Annotated in this window: 15 protein-coding genes and 1 pseudogene; 1 reads left to right on the plus strand and 15 read right to left on the minus strand. The window is 37.3% G+C overall.

Annotated elements, in window-relative coordinates; all coding sequences use genetic code 11:
* Positions 1–2 precede the first annotated feature (2 nt).
* Positions 3–971 (plus strand): alpha/beta hydrolase, encoded by a 969-nt coding sequence (locus LG377_RS11330; RefSeq protein WP_225744834.1) that lies wholly within the window; start codon positions 3–5, stop codon positions 969–971.
* Between the two features lie 327 nt (positions 972–1,298).
* Here LG377_RS11330 and LG377_RS11335 read toward each other — a convergent pair whose 3' ends face one another.
* The 15 genes and pseudogenes from LG377_RS11335 to LG377_RS11405 form a co-directional block, all read right to left on the minus strand.
* Positions 1,299–1,448 carry a hypothetical protein gene (locus tag LG377_RS11335; protein ID WP_225744835.1) on the minus strand — a complete coding sequence of 50 codons (150 nt, stop codon included), beginning with the start codon at positions 1,446–1,448 and terminating at the stop codon, positions 1,299–1,301.
* A 3-nt stretch (positions 1,449–1,451) separates the two neighbouring features.
* Positions 1,452–1,619 carry an ATP-binding protein gene (locus LG377_RS11340; RefSeq protein ID WP_370632575.1) on the minus strand — a complete coding sequence of 56 codons (168 nt, stop codon included), beginning with the start codon at positions 1,617–1,619 and terminating at the stop codon, positions 1,452–1,454.
* Positions 1,620–1,674: 55 nt separating this feature from the next.
* Positions 1,675–4,725, minus strand: a complete 3,051-nt coding sequence (locus LG377_RS11345) for a type I restriction endonuclease subunit R (RefSeq protein WP_225744836.1) — start codon at positions 4,723–4,725, stop codon at positions 1,675–1,677.
* A gap of 29 nt (positions 4,726–4,754) precedes the next feature.
* A complete protein-coding gene (locus tag LG377_RS11350) occupies positions 4,755–5,960 on the minus strand; it encodes a restriction endonuclease subunit S (RefSeq protein WP_225744837.1) in 1,206 nt (401 codons plus the stop codon).
* Positions 5,953–7,574 (minus strand): annotated as a pseudogene (locus LG377_RS11355) (type I restriction-modification system subunit M). Before LG377_RS11355 ends, LG377_RS11350 begins: the two are co-directional and overlap by 8 nt.
* 210 nt (positions 7,575–7,784) lie before the next feature.
* Positions 7,785–8,597, minus strand: coding sequence for a hypothetical protein (locus LG377_RS11360; protein WP_225744838.1), 813 nt, complete (start codon positions 8,595–8,597; stop codon positions 7,785–7,787).
* A 155-nt stretch (positions 8,598–8,752) separates the two neighbouring features.
* Entirely contained in the window at positions 8,753–9,184 is a 432-nt protein-coding gene (locus LG377_RS11365; protein WP_225744839.1) for a hypothetical protein, read from the minus strand.
* Between the two features lie 77 nt (positions 9,185–9,261).
* Entirely contained in the window at positions 9,262–10,719 is a 1,458-nt protein-coding gene (locus LG377_RS11370; RefSeq protein ID WP_225744840.1) for a DUF5050 domain-containing protein, read from the minus strand.
* Positions 10,720–10,791: 72 nt separating this feature from the next.
* The gene (locus LG377_RS11375; protein WP_225744968.1) at positions 10,792–11,529 is read right to left on the minus strand and encodes a DUF5050 domain-containing protein; all 738 of its coding nucleotides are present in this window, start codon (positions 11,527–11,529) and stop codon (positions 10,792–10,794) included.
* Positions 11,530–12,204 (minus strand): hypothetical protein, encoded by a 675-nt coding sequence (locus LG377_RS11380; protein ID WP_225744841.1) that lies wholly within the window; start codon positions 12,202–12,204, stop codon positions 11,530–11,532.
* Between the two features lie 219 nt (positions 12,205–12,423).
* Positions 12,424–12,624, minus strand: a complete 201-nt coding sequence (locus tag LG377_RS11385) for a hypothetical protein (protein ID WP_225744842.1) — start codon at positions 12,622–12,624, stop codon at positions 12,424–12,426.
* 826 nt (positions 12,625–13,450) lie between these two features.
* Positions 13,451–16,057, minus strand: a complete 2,607-nt coding sequence (locus LG377_RS11390) for an ABC transporter permease (RefSeq protein WP_225744843.1) — start codon at positions 16,055–16,057, stop codon at positions 13,451–13,453.
* The gene (locus LG377_RS11395) at positions 16,054–16,737 is read right to left on the minus strand and encodes an ABC transporter ATP-binding protein (RefSeq protein ID WP_225744844.1); all 684 of its coding nucleotides are present in this window, start codon (positions 16,735–16,737) and stop codon (positions 16,054–16,056) included. Before LG377_RS11395 ends, LG377_RS11390 begins: the two co-directional genes overlap by 4 nt.
* Before the next feature lie 83 nt (positions 16,738–16,820).
* Positions 16,821–17,816 (minus strand): sensor histidine kinase KdpD, encoded by a 996-nt coding sequence (locus LG377_RS11400; protein WP_225744845.1) that lies wholly within the window; start codon positions 17,814–17,816, stop codon positions 16,821–16,823.
* Between the two features lies 1 nt (position 17,817).
* Positions 17,818–18,495, minus strand: coding sequence for a response regulator transcription factor (locus LG377_RS11405; RefSeq protein ID WP_225744846.1), 678 nt, complete (start codon positions 18,493–18,495; stop codon positions 17,818–17,820).
* Positions 18,496–18,619 lie beyond the last annotated feature (124 nt).

Here is an 18,619-nt window from a genome sequence, read left to right on the forward strand (position 1 = left end):
CGTTGACGACGATTCAGTCCGTATTACACGAAGCGGAAGAATCTTACTCTGAAGCCTTTGGCGAGCAATGGAAAACGATTGGTGAAGATGATCCCTTATTTATGAGCAGCCCAATCTCGATTCCTGACTACTTCTTTGGCACATCCTCAACAGAATATAGTGTGACTGAAAATGTTCTATTTTACGAAGGAACAGAAGGGGTCGATGATGGACTAGAATTACGCTTTGATGTCTATACACCTACAACAGATGCTACTCAACTTCCAGGAGAAGGATCTACTTTGATACGGATTCACGGTGGTGGTTGGAACACGGGCAGCAACGGATCCGAAAACTATGCCCAAGTGAATAAGCATTTCGCTGCACAGGGTTACGTGGTATTCGATGTCCAGTATGGTTTGAATGATCAAGACCAATTTGTCGAGTTTTCTACTGTTCCCGACGAAGTTTCTGGTGATTTTTCAATCGATGATATGGTTCGCCATCTAGGTATCTTTACGACTTTCTTGGCGGATCATCATGAAGAGTACGGAGCGAATATCGATTCTGTATTTGTTTCAGGCGGTTCAGCTGGTGGACATTTAGCTAACGCTGTCGCCCTAGGACTAGCTAGTGGCCAGTACACGGATCTGTTAGATGAGCGACTGACGGTTAATGGGATCATCCCTATTTACCCTGCAAACGGACTAGCTGGATATCAGGAGATCACAGGAGAAGATGCGCTCGTTGATCCTGACTTGCTCGTAACGGAAGATAGCCCACCTGCATTAGTTTATCAAGGGCAACACGACACAATTGTTGACCCACAAGTATCAGAGAACTTTAGAAATGCTTATTTGGAAAACAACAACTCAGAAATCGCGATCATCCGCACACCCTACGGAGAACACGCTAGTGACTTGTACTACCCTGGCTTTTACAGTCAAACACTGATCTATTATATGGAACGCTTTATGTATCAGTATAAATAAGAGATTTTCTATTATTGTTATAACTCAATAAAGAAGATGATACTAGTGAGCAATCACTAGCGTCATCTTCTTTGTCTTTTTCCACCCAGCACCTATAGACTAATAGGTAGTCGATAGTGCTCCAGATTTACTGAAACCCAACTAACGTATAGTATTTATTAGGGTCATTCGAATGCGATTGATGCACTTCTATTATACCACTACGCACTAAGTTACTTAAAATTCTATGCGTCGGTACAGCGCTTTTGTTAATCAATTTGGCAGCCTAACTGGGCGTTAGAGGTCTGCTATTATAAAGATGGTACACAACGATTTCTTCTAGCTCGCCTAAGTTTTGAAAGATTCAGGAGTAACGAGATCACTTACACGTCCAGTTTCTCTATCTCTACGAGCTATTATATTATTGTTTAATGTCAACTGTACAGCAGTACCATTAGGTTCTTCATACTTTGGTTCTTCCAGAAAGTATTCTTGCATCTCTTAAAAGATACGTCCCACTCCTTCATTCGATTCCCTAACCCACTTATATTGGGTTAAGGCTGCAGCAAGCTTGGGATTTCTAGAATAACGTTCTTCTTTGATATTTTCTAGGTTTACTGAAGCCGGTAAAGCACCTGGGCTATAAATTTTCACTCGATCATTAAACATTTTTATTCTGATGTGATCGCCTAAATTATCATATCTTCGATGAACTACTTAATGTCTAACGTCTCTGCAACGGTAAAATTTCACTCTTCATAACTTCTTCAAAATCAGATCGTACGGATTTCCAGTATTTAAGTTTAGATACTGGTTTTTCTGATTTATCTTTATAAGCATAATAATCAGAAGATTCTTTTAGTTCGCTTTCGCCATTTTGCTTGTCTTTTTTCGGACTATAATTCGCCACTACATAGGTTAATTCTGGCTGAGGGACTTGCCACTTGTTGGAGAAGTTTTGAATGACTTCTTGTTGCTCGTCTAGTATACGATCTTCAAGTACATTAGAGATATTTTGATCACGATACTTCTCTGGATCTTGTCGAATACTTCCCCATAGCTCTTTCATAATGTCAGCTAGTTTTGTATTGTTCTTTGCTAAATCATTGATATACCGTTCTACTTCAGCGGTTGCTTTTGCGTCTTCTTTGGCAAGTAATTCATATTCATCGTTGCCACTTGGTACAAAGGCTTGAATCAACATTAGAATGTATTCGTAATTGATTTCTTCTGTTTTAACCGACTCTAATTCGTAAGCAATATCAATTTCGATAGGCTCATCATCTTCTCGGTCTACTTTTAATTCCTCTAGTGCATTTACATACTTTCCATTAAATTCTTCAATTTCTTGATTCATTATTGGAAAAATAGTCCCTAGTTGTTCTACTTCATAGTCGCTATAAACTTGTACAGCAGCAAAGTTTCGATCAAGCTTTTGGAAAGCTTTAACAAACTGTTTAAGTTGGGCACGATTTAGTCCATCTACGTCAGAGGGAGTAGCGACAAATTCTTTTAATTCTAAGACTGCTTCAATAAAGGCTTCTTTCGCTTCTTCCCAACTTGGTGCTAGCACGTCACTTTCTCCACCATTTGAATATAGTATCAATGCTTCCTTTACTCTTTGTTCAAAAGTCTGTGGCACTTGGAAAGTAACGATTTGACCATATTTTTTTGATTTGTCAAATAAACGATTGGTTCGAGAAAATGCTTGAATCAAATCATGTGGTTTCATAGGTGCTCGGTCAATAAATAAAGTAGATAATGAAGGTGCATCAAATCCTGTCAGCAATCGATCCACTACAATGACTAAGTCTAATTGCTCCGCACGTGCTAAATATTTTTCTTTTTTTCTAGCCAATCGGTCATTAACATTTCGATTATAGGCTCGCATTGTTTCGATTGTGTAATTGCTACCGAATTCGTTATTATACTCTCTTAGTGCTTCTTTCATTTTATCTTGATTCGTAATCGAAGCTTCTTCATTTTCACTAATTGAATAAGTAATGGCAACCTTCGGAAAGTCCGGAAGTACACGCTTGGTTTCTTCATCTACTTTAACGGTCGTGTCCCCGGCTTTTACACTTTTAAATAAATCATAATAACGCTGAGCTTGGGCTATAGAAGGTGTCGTTAAAATGGCATTATAGGTTTGTCCAGATCCTTTTTGAAACCCTAATTTTTTTCGAGATTTATTTATAATAGAATCAACAACTTCTAGCATATGGTTTTCTTCTTCATAAACGGACTTAGGTAACCAAGCTTCTTTGTCTTCTGAGCCCATGTCGTCTATCACTGATTGATCTTTCCCTGATAAAGCGACGACTGCTTTATCTAACTCTTCTTCAGAGAATGTAGACTTGTATTCAACTTGGAATCCCAGCACTGCATGGTCATTAATCGCTTCTTTGACCGTATATTCGTGCAGGCGGTCTCCATAAAGTTGCGCTGTGGTGCTCGGTAAATTACCCACAACTTTCTTAGCATTTTCTTTAAAGATTGGTGTTCCAGTGAACCCGTACCATAAAGACTGTACAAAGAATTCTTCTATTTCTTTTTTCTTCGCTGCACTTACAGCACGGTGACACTCATCTACTACAAAAGCGATTTTTGATTGGGTCAATTGTATGTATTTTTTCGACCCTTCTTGATGAGCAAACCGTTTCATCACAAAGTTTAGTTTTTGAATCGTTGTGATGATCACCTTTTGATCTTCTGACAACAGCTTTTTAATCAAGTCTGAAACATTATCTGTTTCGTCAATATCAATGACATCATTTTCAGCATATGAGGTAAAAGAAGCCGTTGTTTGTTGATCTAAATCCACACGGTCAACAATAAAGATCGTTTTTTGTATGGAAGGAATTTGAAGTAAATTTCTAGCTACTTTATACGACGTCAAGGTCTTACCAGATCCTGTCGTGTGCCAGACATATCCAGATTGCTGGTTTCTAGAAGCCTCTTTAACTGATTCAATCGCGTGAATCTGATACGGTCGCAGCAAAATAAGGGCTCTTTTATCATCATCAATAACGGTGTATTGCGTCACCATTTTATGGGCCATAGGGATGGATAAAACGGCTTCCGTAAACTCTAAGTAGTTATTAACTGGCTGATTCTCATGATCCACCCATTTCGTTAAAAACTGTTCATTGAGTTTCGTATCTGGTGCCGCTGCAATATAGCGCGTATCTGTTCCATTTGTCATTACAAACATTTGTAACGTTGAATAAATACCGGTAAACTTGCTTTCTTTTAAATACTTTTTGATTTGGCGAAAAGCATCCATATAAGGATGGGCACGATTTTTTAATTCAATATGAATCATCGGTAAACCATTAATCAAAAGCGTCACATCAAAGCGGCGATTCAAATCTTCTACTGTGCGCTTATCTGACTTGAATTGATTGATTACCTCATAAGAAGACATACCTCCAGCAATATCTTGCCGTTTAATGACATTCAGTCGAATCGTTCCCAAAGCAGCATCTTCTCTTTGAACTTGAACCTTTGCAACACCATTTTCTCCCGCTAACCACTTAGCCGCTGCATAGAAACTTGGGAAATTGAGTTGATTTTGAATCTGACGAAATTCTTGTTCAGTAAGCGGGACATCATTTAAGGTATCTTTATTGTTCACTTCCAGCTTATTCCGAAAATTCGCCCACAAGTCTGCCTCAGTGCGTAAATCTTCTCGATACGTCCATTGCGATTTACCCGTAATCAGTTTCTGGATTAAATCATTTTCTAGTACTTGTTCAGCTGTAAATTTAGCCATTATTTCACCTCTTTTCTTTCAAGAAATAGTTATACAAACATTTTTTGTAGGAATGCTTTTTTAGTTTGTTTCAGGTTTTCTAGTTGTCTCTGATGCATAGTGATAGTATCATCTAATTGTTTGAAGAATAAACCAATTCTCTTTTGTTCTTGATATTCTGGTAGTGAAACCTCAAATGATGATAAAGATTCTTTTGTAATGGTCTTTATAGTCCCTCCCGGTGCTTTTTGCTTTTCAATCTCAAATTTTTTCTGAATTACATAAGCCCAAAAGTGTGCATCTGTTGAATTTTTATAATCTTCAAAAATAAGTAATGTTCTATCAACAAAAGTATCATATTGCGTGATAGCAACACGACCTATACTACCTTGAAGAGTTACTACAACTTTTCCTTTGGGGACAAATACGCTCTTAAGTTGTGCGAGTTTGCTTATTTTTTGTTTAGTGTCATCAACTAACGTTAAATGTTTAGTTACATCTACGACTTGAACAAACGGCATCGCTCCATCTCCATCATACCACTCTTTATTTCCGTAAGGTTGAGGAAATGAACCACGACGATAAATGGCATAGTCCCCTAATCTACGCTGTTCCCAATCATCAGCAAATCCATCAAAACGAATTTCTGGAACAGTCTCACCATTTTTTGGAAACATTTTTTGTAAGAAAGCTTTTTTACTTTTTTTAAAATTTTCTAGCTCACGCTGATGAAGAGCGATAGCGTCGTCTAGTTGATTAAAGAAAGCACCAATTCTATCTTGTTCTTCGGCAGAAGGAATAAATATAGATGTATTCAAAATATTTTTGTTATAGAGTCTTTTTATGGTACTGCCTTCTAAGCCTTGCCATTTTACAATTTTATAAAATTGCTTTAAAAACGAATTCACAAGTCTTTCATCATGTTTTAACCATACTATATTAGAGTCTTGAAAATACTCATCTTTTCCTCTATACTCCACAGTTCTTCCAATACTGCCTGATGCAGAAATTAAAATATCTCCCTTTTTCGGATAAGGATATTTTTGTTTATAGTCTTCAAATATTTTTCGAGATATATAAGCATCTGGTTTGCCACCAAAGGTTCCTATTTTATAAAAAGGTATATCTCCTGTATTAAATGTTTGTTCTTTAAATATGCGCTTATTCATTGCAACAGATCCTAATTCACCCAACTTACGCTGTTCCCAATCTACAGTGAATCCATTAAAACGAATTTCAGGTATTTTACTACTCACTTTCCTCACCACCTTGTATATTACTAAATCCTAGTAATTCAATAAACTGGTCTAGTTCTTGTTGTGCTTCCTCTGTTGATCCAGATAGTTCTTTCACCATTTGTGCTAAAGCAGCATTTGATTCTGCGATCGCTTGTTGAGTTTCTTTCATATCTTTTGCTACTTCAGCTAATGAAATCGGCTCTTCTTCTTCGAAAGTATCTACATATCTTGGAATATTAAGGTTGAAGTCATTTTCTATAATTTCTTCATACGTTGCGACGTACGAATATTTTTCAACGTTTTTTCTCTCCATGTAGCTGTTTAGTATCTTACCAATGTGATGGTCTTCTAGTTTATTTTGGTTTTTAGCTTTAGTAAACCCATTAGCTGCATCAATAAATAGCACATCTTTATTCTCACGATTTTTCTTCAAGATAATAACAGTTGTCGGAATACTTGTATTAAAGAAAATATTTGCTGGTAGACCAATCACTGTATCAATCGCACCATTTTCAAGCAACATCTTACGGATTTTCCCTTCAGCTGCCCCTCTAAACAGAACCCCATGAGGTAAGACGATCGCCATTACGCCAGAATCTTTTAAATGATAATATCCGTGTAATAGAAAAGCAAAATCTGCTTTCGATTTTGGTGCTAGAACGCCATACATTGAAAAGCGTGGTTCATCTAGAAATCCTTTATCCGCTGACCATTTAGCACTATACGGCGGATTCATTAGAACTGCATCAAAGTTTGTCGGTTCTTCATCTGGCCAATCCGCATCCAAGGTATCTGCATTTCTCAGATGTTGATTGGCTATATCTACCCCATGCAAGAACATATTCATTCGCGCTAGGTTATAAGTAGATGTATTTAGTTCTTGACCAAAATAATTAACCGTCCCGGGTTCATTTGTATATTTTTTTACGTTTAATAACAGCGAGCCTGATCCCATAGTAGGGTCATACACTGAGAAACCTTTTTGATCTTTTTCCCATGAAGAACAATTTGTGTCATCAAACTAGAAACAGGTTGCGGTGTATAGAATTCTCCTGCCTTTTTACCAGAGTCTGAAGCGAATTGACCGATAAGGTATTCATAAGCATCTCCTAAGACGTCTCCTTGGTAAGCCATGTCTAGTGTAGCCAATTCTTTCATAACAGCCGCAATCGTTTGATTCTGTTTCTGTACCGTCTCACCTAGTCTTTTAGAGTATAAATCTACATCTTCAAATAAATTCTCAAACAACTCACTACTTTGTTCAATATTTCGAAATCCTTGAGCTAAATCTTCTAACTGAAATTTACCTTTATAGATAGACTCCATTAATGCTGTAAAGGTTAAATTAGGTTCTAATACATAAGAAAAATCAAATTTCAATTCATCGATTAAGTCTTCTTTAATTTCTGGATCGTTAAATGCATTTGTGTATACTTCTTGTGCCTCTTTAAGGTCTGTCACTTCTTCTTCTAACAATTCCGCCGCATGGTGAAGCATGCTATCTGATAAGTACTTATAGAAAATTAAGCCTAATGTATAGTTTTTATATTCGCTTGCATCCATTTTAGAACGTAGTATATCTGCACTATTCCATAAAGATTGATAAATCGTTTTCGGATTCTGGTTAGCCATTTTATTTTCCTCCTTCAATTACGTGAATATTATGAATACTTGTATATTCTATTATAAACTATTCATACTCATTTATAAAAGAAGTTTTGGGAACAAGTTTTCTACAAATTTAAATTTAAAAGGCTATTTAAAGAACCATTACTGTTCAAATAGCCTTTTCTATATGTTTATTTTATTAGTTTTGGCAACCGTAATCGTTTTTAATATAAATTAAGTATTATTAACTACTAATTTATTCAATCTTTCTACTAACTTCTTGCTCGGGTCTCCATACTGACTTGTGACTTCGATGTATCTTTCCAATATTTTAACTTCTTTATCTGATTGCTTTTCTTTTCTATAAAGTATAGCCAATTGCTCATAATAAAAGGGTGGTATCCCTGCTTGGTTGATTGCCGATTCGGATTCTACAACTAGTACCAATTCGTTTAACAAGTTTATGGCTTCTTGGTTTTTCTTTTCTCTTTTCAATTGTTTGATCTGATCCACATACTCTGTGTAATGTTTTCCACAATAGTATCCTATTTCTTCAGAGCGATCATTGATATTAAACGAAGAATCTATAGGGACATTATCCATCTTAGCTATACTAGTATACTCTTCTTCTATCGCTTTACGTTTAAATACTTTATTAGCCAGATATCCCATAACGATCGCAAATACAAAACCACTTAAACTACCACTAAAAAATCCTACAAAAGCTAAGGTCACCAAGATCCAGAAAAGTAACGTATCGTGATTACTTTTACCTTTTAGTTTAGTTGTTGTTTTTTTATATGATTGAATTGGTTTTTTTATAGCTTTTTTATTTGAATGCTTCTTAGGAGCAAGTACTTTTCTAGTATCAAAAGTCGTCGCATGATAGATTTTATTTTTTGCTGCTCTTTTGGGATCTTTTACCCATCCAGCACCTTTTTTACCATAAGTAGGGTTAATTGATTTTTTAATAGCTCTCTTCGCTTTACCAGTTGTCTTGGCTTTGATCGATCTCTTTATACTAGGTTTTCTGGGTTTTATTTTCATCTCGCCACATTCTTTCTTGAGAATATACAGTTCTATACAATATTGGTTTATTTAATGATTTAGATATTTAGTCTAACGCCCAAATTTCTCCAGTAACGTATTCATATACTTTTACTCGTTTCTCATTAAATTTTCTAATCATAGGCTTGTTTTTTTTAGATGAAATCCAGGAAATTCTTCAAGACTACCCTATCATGATCTGAATCTCTTTTTAATTTCCCAAGTTTTTTATGTGCTAAATCAAAGTATGATATAACAAGAAGGTCAACTTTATTATCCAAAGCCCATTGCTCTTTGCGTAAATCGTAAAGCCTTCTTTGTTCTCCTCTTGAAACACCGCTTATTGTCATTCGTTTGTCCATAATTCCAACCGGTTGTGAGTGCTGTTTTTCTCTATATTCAACTATAAGGTTAGCTGCTGGAAAAAAAGCATCTACTGGAAGCTTAACACGTCTTCCACTTTTTCCTGAGTCACCAAGAAGTGTATCAAACCTCATCTGCCCTTTGTAGTTCTCACCTATAATATCTGCAATTAAATTTAAAACGTATAATTCATCACTTTCTAAACGTTTATTGATGTGACTCACGTCCTTTTGAAATTTATTAAGATTGAGCCATTCTTTATACTGTTTACTTTTTAATAGTTGATTAGTATTTGAATGGGCTATTCCATAAATCGAACTTCCCCAGTTGAATACTCATACACTCTCGGTCTTCCTGAGGAGCCACTGGATTGTAATAGGACGCCGTTTTCTGTTGTGGCGAAGTTTGTGATGTTGGTTGCGGTGAAGAGTTTTTCGCTTTCTTTTCCTTCGTGATCGGTCAGGTAGACGCCGTTTTCGGTATTGGTTAGGTCTGACTGGTAGATGGAATAAAAGATTCCTTGATCTGTGATGGTGTAGTTTCGAACGTTTTCGTAGAGGATCTGTTCTGCTTTACCTGAACCATCTACTTTTTTGCGGTAAAGTATGCTGCCGGGATCTAGGTAGTAGTAATAGCCTTCCCACTCCAACAGCTTGAAGGTATCTTCGTTTAGCAGTCGTGTTTGATCGCTACCATCTAAACTGAGCTTATCTGTTCGAAGCGCATGATCTTTTTCATAACTGACCAGGATTTTATCTTCATATACACTGAATTTACTGACGTATTCATTTAAAAGTCTTTTGATTTGCCCACCGTTCAGATCCATTCTATAAAGGTTACTGTTGTCTTCGTAACTGGTAAAGTAGATCCAGTCATCTTTGATCTGGACTTCTGTCAAAACTTCCATGTCATAAATCGTTTCCGTTTCTCCACCATCAATTGGCACCCGGATCAATTCATCATAGTTTGTAAAATACAAGTAATCGCCTACGACGTTCAGATTCATTCGGGTAGCCCCTTGGGAATCTAGTAAAACTTCTCTTTCTTCAAAGTTTTTGTTGGCTTTAATGATTTCATTGTTTTCAATATAAAAGACGAATTCCTCGTTTTCTGCTCCGAAACCGTTGCTTAAGATGTTTTCAGCGGAATTCCCTAAGAATCCTTCTTCTGGTATTTCTATTTGAACTTCTGCACTAGCAAATGCATTATGATAGAAGATTCTCATTTCTCGCCACAAGCCTCCATCTAATAAAATTGGCAAAGAAATCGCAAAGACCGGTAGAATGATACCTGAAACTGTCCAGTTTTTCTTTTTCTCTATCTTCTTGTCTCCACGTATTTCTTGGAGAAAGACATTTAAGTACTGAAGTGGACCTTCAACGATTACACGACCGTCTGCGTAATTGACGGTTACTTTGTCGTTTAACAGAAGGTTGAATGGGAAGTCGAATGTAGGCCTGATGACCATACTGTTTGTCGTTCTATCTAGGATTTCCCAGTTTTCAGTGGTCAATAGTCTTTCGATTCCCTCAAAGGTTGGCAAGGGTTCATTTAATGATTGGTGTTCGTATTTCTCAATCATCAACTTGACGACACTAGTCCATGTAAGGAATAAAGTTAGCCAATACAGGTTTAGCTCTACATTGAATAACACTTGGTAAAATACGTAGATCATTAAGAATCCAGGTAAGATTAAAAAAAGCGTACTTCTTAGTGCAATATCGATCCAATTCCAGTATTGGCTTTTTGTTTTTTTCATCTTTTGATGCTCCTTTCACTATTCTCCCAAAGTTTTAAGCTTCTATATCTGTGATCTCTCCTGTTTTTGGGTCTAGTTTTCTGATGGTCGGTTCATGTTGTTGATTCGAAAGATCACGGAGTCTTCGACTTTATTCAGTCCATCAATCAAGTTAGATTTCACATTGAGTTTTTCTTCGTTTTGTCCATCTAAGTCGATTCTGTACATTCCTGATTGATAAGTTCGGTCAAGTCCGTAGTAGATTCCACTATCAGTGATGGTAAAGCTTGAAATCAATGCCTTCGTAACCACTTCTGGTTCTGCTGGCTCCGAAATTTTTCTTCGAATCAGTTTTGAATTATCGTTTGTATAATAATAGTAACCATCCCACTCGATTAAACCAGAGTTGTTTCCGTGAAATAAAACGGTTCGAGATTGATCATTCAAGTCTATTTTTTCAACTGTCTGGCGGTAGTCATATTCATCTGCTCCATGACTGAACAGCATATGATCATCGTACAAGGTGAATTCTGTTGCGAACACATCCAAGTACCGTTCAAGATTTTTTCCATCCAGATTCATTCGGTAGATATTTGAATGAGCATTTATACTGATGAAGTAAATCCAGTTCCCTTGGATCTGCATGTTATATGGATAATCTATATCGAAAATCGTTTCTTTGTCTGTTCCATCAAACTGAATTCTTTTGATGGATCTACCATCTACGTAATACAACCAGTCCCCAACAATGTTCAAGTCCCTGTTATCAAAATAGGTACCTACTTCTGTCAGGTATTCCTTGTTCTGGAAGTCTTTATCTGTTCTAACGATCTAATTGTCATTTTCTACGTAAAAGATGTAGGCTTCACTCTCTACGCCGATGCCCGAATTTTTGATATTCTCTACCAAATTACCCTGTGTACGTTCATCGACACCTTCGACTGGTTCGTGAGTCGTTGCGAAGACATTGTGATAAAGGACCTTGCTTTCCCAGAGGATGCCTGAATCTAGAAACAAGGGTAAAAATAAGACAAATCCTGAGGCTAGGATTTTGAACCTTGACCACTTTCTGGACCAGACTGTTTGATCGCCTTTAAAATGCTCGCTTAATAAGCTGATGTAGTGATTAGGTCCTTCGATGGTGGCTCTTTTATATGTATAGTGAATCGTGATTTGGTCCGGTATGACAAGACTGAATGGATAATCAAAGCTCGGTCTAATCAAGAGCTGGTCTTGGCGCCTATCCAAAAGCTCCCACTTTCCTTCTTGAATGACGTCTTCCAGTTCTCTTAGATTTTCCAGCTGTATTTCAATTTTATTTTGTTTGTATTTATCAGTCATCCAGTTTGAAAATAAAAATAGAGATGCAGCCAATTCAAAGGTAAAGATATTAAGTTCCGTTTTAAATACAAGTCCGTAAAGCACATAGATCAATGCCGTTACTGGTATAAATATAAACACGATTCCCCTAATTGCGATATTTAACTCATTTTTAAGTTTCTCCACACTTTCTCCCCCTATAGTAAAAGCTGAAAAAAATAGTACGATTTTATCTTTTCTCTATTCTATCAAAAAAGCTTACTGTTACGTAACCGCTTTTTGTTTGAAATGTGAACAGAATCGTACTGTTTGTTTCGTCTATAAAATCAGAAAGAACCCGAAGCTTTCACATACATGTTGTGAAGTCTTCGAGTTCTATTATGATACTTTTACTTTAAACCTGTTCTATTTATGCTTGTTGATATCTTCTTTTACTTTCAAGAAATAAATCAATGTTCCAACTGCATATCCTAGTCCTCCGCCGATAAATGTACCAAGTAACATTCGACCAAAAAACAGCCCAATGATTGTTCCACTAATCGCACCTACGACCGTTGCCACTAGCATCACTATATTGGTGTACCCGTTATCTCTTGTAGGCATCATGTTCAAGCCGCTCCTTCTCTAACTCAAATCTGTATAGTATAGTTTTGGTTATTATAACACCTGCAGATCAAATACAAAAACCGTTATCAATTGATATGAGTATTTGTTTCCTCTATGATTTTATTAGAGGATAAAAGTACCTAAATAGATTCCCGTGAATAACGTAATTCGAAATAGGAGGTGTAAAACTTATGGATTTTATAAATTATTTTAGTTTACTTTCATTGATACCTTTATTGGTCACGCCACTTATTGTCATATATTTTGGTGTTATGGTTTACAAAATATCAAGATCACTGGATCGAATTGCAAATTCAGTGGAAAGCAAAGAGTATCGTACATATTCCAATAAAGAACAGTTATAAAAAGAAAGAGATACCTGAGTGGTGTCTCTTGCTTTTTAAGTTATTAGTAAGATAGAATTCATTCAAACGGGCTACAGAATATCCTAAAATGCTATGTAAGTATGTATATCTTTTAAGACATAAACAGACTGACGAGGCTTCTACCAAAATCTCGACCCGTTTCATATATAGTCGCAAATATTTCTGAGTAATTAAATATAAACACAGTTAAAAATAGGGCACTTATTGCAGCCATCAAAACTCGTTTGGGGTTCATTTCTATTCCAAATAGTTTCATTGTTCGTACACTCCTTTCTATTACTATTCAATTTAACTGATAATGCATAGTTAAATATCTTCTATTTTTTCAAACTCTTATAAAACTATACCATTCAAGAAAACAAGCAACAATGTTTAATTAAAACAAAAAGTCGTTCAATCGAGTACTACTCCATTGAACGACTTTTCTATTGACTATTCGATTAAATATTCTCTTGTTTCAATCCATCGATAATGGTGTCATTTTTGATTTTATTGCTGGAATAGATCATGGCTAGTCCAACAATCACAAACACACTGATGACAGCTATGACGATTGCACCCCAGGGCATTTCAAATGCGAATTGGAATCTGGTACGCCATACTCTATAAATTGCGTAAATCATCAGGAAACTGATCGGCAGTCCATAAAGGAGTGCTTTTAATCCATAGAATATACTTTCCAGTTGAATCATTTTAGTAAAACTTTTCGGTGTCATTCCCATCGATCTCAGCATCGCAAACTCTCTCTTTCTGAGGGAAATGCTTGTGGAGATCGTATTGAAGATCGTTGCGATACAGATCAAAGTAATCAGAATCACAAAGGCATTTGAGAAAACATAGCCTAAGAGAATAACTTGTTCGCCTCTTTGTTTGGCTCTTTGTCTATTGTAGATAGAAACCCCCGTGTCTCCTGAGTCTTTTTGAATATCTTCTAATTTATTTTCCAGTAGCTGTGCCTGATTACTTTGATAATAGACTGCTCGTTCGATAAATTCATCTTTAACTTGTTCATTATCTACTAGTACATTGAAGACTTCTTCTGAAACAAATACGTTTAACGTACCCAGTGGAATATTGTTCGAAATGCCTATCGGAGATGTATCTGCTAAAGCCGCAATTTTTAAAGCAGGTAGACTGAAGTAGCTTTCTGTTTCAAGATCGTACATTTCCGGTACGATTTCGTCATTTACTTCTGCGTTCAACGCTTTTGTTTCGACGATATTTTCTTCGCCATCTTCTGTTAAATATTGGATGGTTTCCTGAACAATCATCATTGGATTTTCTGTATTGATCATCGATTCGTATGCCCCACCGTTAGCTGCGGCATAGCTTTTCATCGTTTCAGTGTCTAGTCCATGGATCGTTAGACTGTAAGGATATTTCCCGTCTTCTAGCTGCCCATATCCAACAAGTTCTTCAGCGATTTTATCTTCTTCAATCCATGAAGTGCCCGAAATCCAACTGATTGCTGTGACTTGATCAATTTCATCTAATGCTGTCAGTTTAGAAAGTAGTTCTGGATCTAATGCTTCCTTTCCGCTTCGATTCAAAGTGACAGCAACATCATAATTTTCACCCTGCTCCAGTAGTTCATTTGACTTAGCCAAGCTCGATGCAAAATAAGAGATTGTCAGGAATAGTACGACGCTAATACTCAAAGAGAAAACAATCGCTCGGTAACCAGAACGGTTTCTTCTAATATTTTTCGAAGCAAGGTCTCCTTCGATCCCAAATAGCTTGCGTACAAGTTTAGGCGTACGAACGGTTTTATTGGATAACTTGATTGTCTGAGTCTGACGAATCGCTTCAATAGCAGTTACTTCAGAGGCTTTCTTTGCCGGTAAATAGGTTGAAAGAAACAGCGTACTAATCGAAATAATCAAAGCAATCAAGATTGTCCAAAGAGAAAAGACGACACGTAAACTTTCTGTGGTATCAATTGCTTGTTGAATCAATGAATTGAAGATCAAAAAGGTCAATGCAATGCCTGTAAAGCCAATGATAATTCCAATTGGTATACTGACCGCTCCGATCAGAGCACCTTCGAAAAAGACTACATTGCGTTTCTGACGCTTGGTTGCGCCAATACTAGACAACATTCCAAGTTGTCTTGCCCGCTCTGAAACAGAAATCGCAAAGGCATTGTAAATCAGTGATACAGAACCAATGACAATGATAACAATCACGATTGCTGACAAACTGATGAGCATATTGCGCGTTCGATCCTGAGAAAGAATGCCATAATACCTGAGTAAATTTCCATGTGAACCAACTGCTCCAATACCATTGGTTTCTGCAAATGTTGTAACGTATTCCGGAGAAGATTGATCTAGATGATCCATCACAATATAAGCGTCTGTTTTCTGGTCACCGGTTATCATCTGTTCATCTTTGTAGGATAAAAATACATAGCCCGGATTCCAGCTATTCTCAAAAAAAGGTGTTTCCATTGTACCCACAATCGTGTACACAACGGTTTCTTCGATTGTCAAAGACTCTGTTACGCCATCGAAGTTTACTAGTGCATCTTCTTGCGTTAGGATTCTAGAAGGGTCATCTGATGGTTGTCTCTGACCCAGTTCCATTTCGATTGTATCGCCAATTTCATAAGTGAAAGCATCTTGATTGCTAATAGAATCAGAGATCAGTAATTCATTTGACTGCGTAGGTAGTCTGCCTTCTTTTAACTGAATCGGAAAGGTTTCAAAGGCTGTTTTATTGTAATTGCGTACCAGGAAATAAGGACGATCAGGATTTGTGCTACCTTCAAATTCCGCAAAGCCTTCGTCTTGACTGATCAGAATATCTCTTTGGTTTGGATCTTGTTCGATGGCTTCCAACTGAGTAGCATTGATGTCCGAGTAGGAAAAGTGCCATTCGCCTTCATTCGCAATCACCTGACGCTGCAAGAGATTCATGAAAGACAAAACTAATGTAATCACGCCCGTGATCATAGCCACTGAAATCACGACACCAATCACCGTAATCAAAGAGCGCTTTTTATTTAACCATAATTGTTTTATCGCTAATTTTTGAACGATTGTCATGAGCGGATCCTCTCGTCTCTGATGACCCGTCCATCCTCGATCGCGATGATCCGATCCGCCATCAACGCAATCTCTTCGTCATGTGTGATCATGACCAATGTCTGGCTGAATGTCTTGTTGAAATGTTTAAGTAGTGACATAATCTCTTCGCTGTTCTTGCTATCCAGATTCCCTGTGGGCTCATCCGCTAGCATAATCGCCGGGTTACTAACCAAGGCGCGACCAATTGAGACGCGCTGCTGCTGACCACCGGATAGTTGATTCGGTAAATGCGTTTGCCTCTCTTCCAACTTAAGTGATTGGATGATTTGCTCAAACTTCTTCTGGTCTACTTCGTGTCCATCCAACAGCAAGGGCAAGGTCATATTTTCTTTAACATTCAATACCGGAATCAAGTTGAAAAACTGATAAATCAATCCGATTTGTCTTCTTCTAAAAATCGCTAATTGCGTCTCATTTAATTCATAAATGCCAGTCTCCTCGATCCATACTTTTCCACTTGTTGGATGATCGACGCCTCCAAGCATATGCATCAGCGTCGATTTACCGGATCCTGATGCGCCAACGATGGCAACAAATTCTCCTTTTTCAATCGTTAAGGATACATCATCCAGTGCTTTAACGGCTGTTTCTCCACTTCCGTATACTTTAGACAGGTTTTCTACTCTTACAATAGCCATTTTATACCCTCCTTTAATCTATATATTAACTATACCTGTCTAACATGACTCGTCCGTGACTCCATTATGACAGTTTAGTCATTTTAGCTTTTATGAAATCGGATCGTAAACTGCGTTCCCCTGCCTTGTTCACTTTTCACATCCAGCGACCCCTTTTGACTCTCAACAATCGTATGCGCCATCGCCAGTCCGATTCCGATACTGTTTTCTGATGCATTCTTGCCTCTATAGAACCGCCTGAAAACATTGGGAAGATCTTCTCTTGAAATGCCATTCCCCGTATCTCCAATTAATATTTCTGTATACAGTGGATTCTCTTTGTAGTGAATACCGATGCGGCCTTCCTCAGGTGTATGTTCGATACAGTTCTTCAAGATATTGATAAGGGCTTCACTGGTCCACTGCTGGTCACCTAAAAAAGTCACCTCTTTTTCACCCGTAAGCAAAAGTTCCTGATTTTTTAATTCGATTGGAATCCGTAGCGGTGTGAGCGCCTCTCGAATTAAATCTTCTACGACTACGTTTTCCTTTTTAAAGATGGCCGTGCCAGCATCGATCTTGGATAATTTCAATAAAGAACTGAGTAGCCAGTCCATTCTTTCCAGCTGTTTTTCAATATTCCCGGTAAATTCTATTCGCTTTTCTTCTGTAAGATTCTGTTGACTCAAGAGATCAATCATAACCAGCATCGAGGTCAGAGGCGTTTTCAATTGATGCGATATATCTGATAAGGCATCTGCAAGATGCTTTTTATCTTGATTCAAATAGTCACTTTGTTTGGACAACATCAAGGTAACTTTATAAATCTCATTTTTCAAGATACTCAGTTCGCCTTCTTCGTTGTCTCTTATATCAAGAGAATATTGACCATTACTGATCGTTCTCAAGTAGCCGGATAGCTTTTCAATCTCCTTGTAACGCTGACGGTCAAAATACAGGCTGATACCAATCAAACTACTCATACCAAAAAATGCCACAATTCCTGCCAATAGGTTGATCCAAGAAATGACGAGGAAACCAATCAAAGCCATCCCCACCATAATCACTAACATTTTACTGATTCCTCTGTTTCTGAACATATTAGTCTCCCAACTTGTAACCGAGTCCCCTGACGGTTTTGATGATCTGTGGTTTTTGAGGATCGTCTTCCAGTTTATCCCGGATTCTCTTAATATAAACCGTTAGCGTATTATCATTTACAAAATCTCCGGCAACATCCCAGATGCCTTCCAGCAGCTGTGCCCGAGACAAAACTTGACCTTCATTTTGAATAAAGGTTAATAACAATTTGTATTCCAGTGCCGTCAATGCGACTTCTTGATTGTTTTTATACACTTTCGCTTCTTGCATATTCACTCTAATCTGACCGACCTTGTACCCACTTAACGCTTCCTGTGGTTTCTGATATCGTCTTAAGACGGAATGGATTCTAGAAATCAGTTCTCTTAGTCTGAAGGGTTTTGTGATATAATCATCCGCACCCATATCCAGTCCCATCACAACATTCACTTCTTCTTCCAGTGCTGTCAGAAAAATAACCGGACAATTGCTTTTTTCTCTGATTTGCTTGCACAATTCATATCCCGTACCTTCGGGTAAGGTAATATCCAGCAGACATAAATCAAAGTCAGTTGTTTCGATTGCTCTCTTTCCAGCAGCGACATTTTGGCAGAGAACGGTACTGAATCCTTCTCCTTGAAGCGCATATTCTAGACCAGTAGCGATTGTAGTGTCGTCTTCAACGATCAATAATTGCATAAGTCACCTCTTAATTTATGAAATTTATCTATAAGCATCCTTGCATCATTCTCACCTATTATACAAATAGCCTATGCAATGAACAATCATTGATTGACAAGTAGAAAAAACACCTCCTCTTTTC

The organism is Marinilactibacillus sp. Marseille-P9653 (assembly GCF_916618885.1).
GTDB lineage: Bacteria > Bacillota > Bacilli > Lactobacillales > Carnobacteriaceae_A > Marinilactibacillus.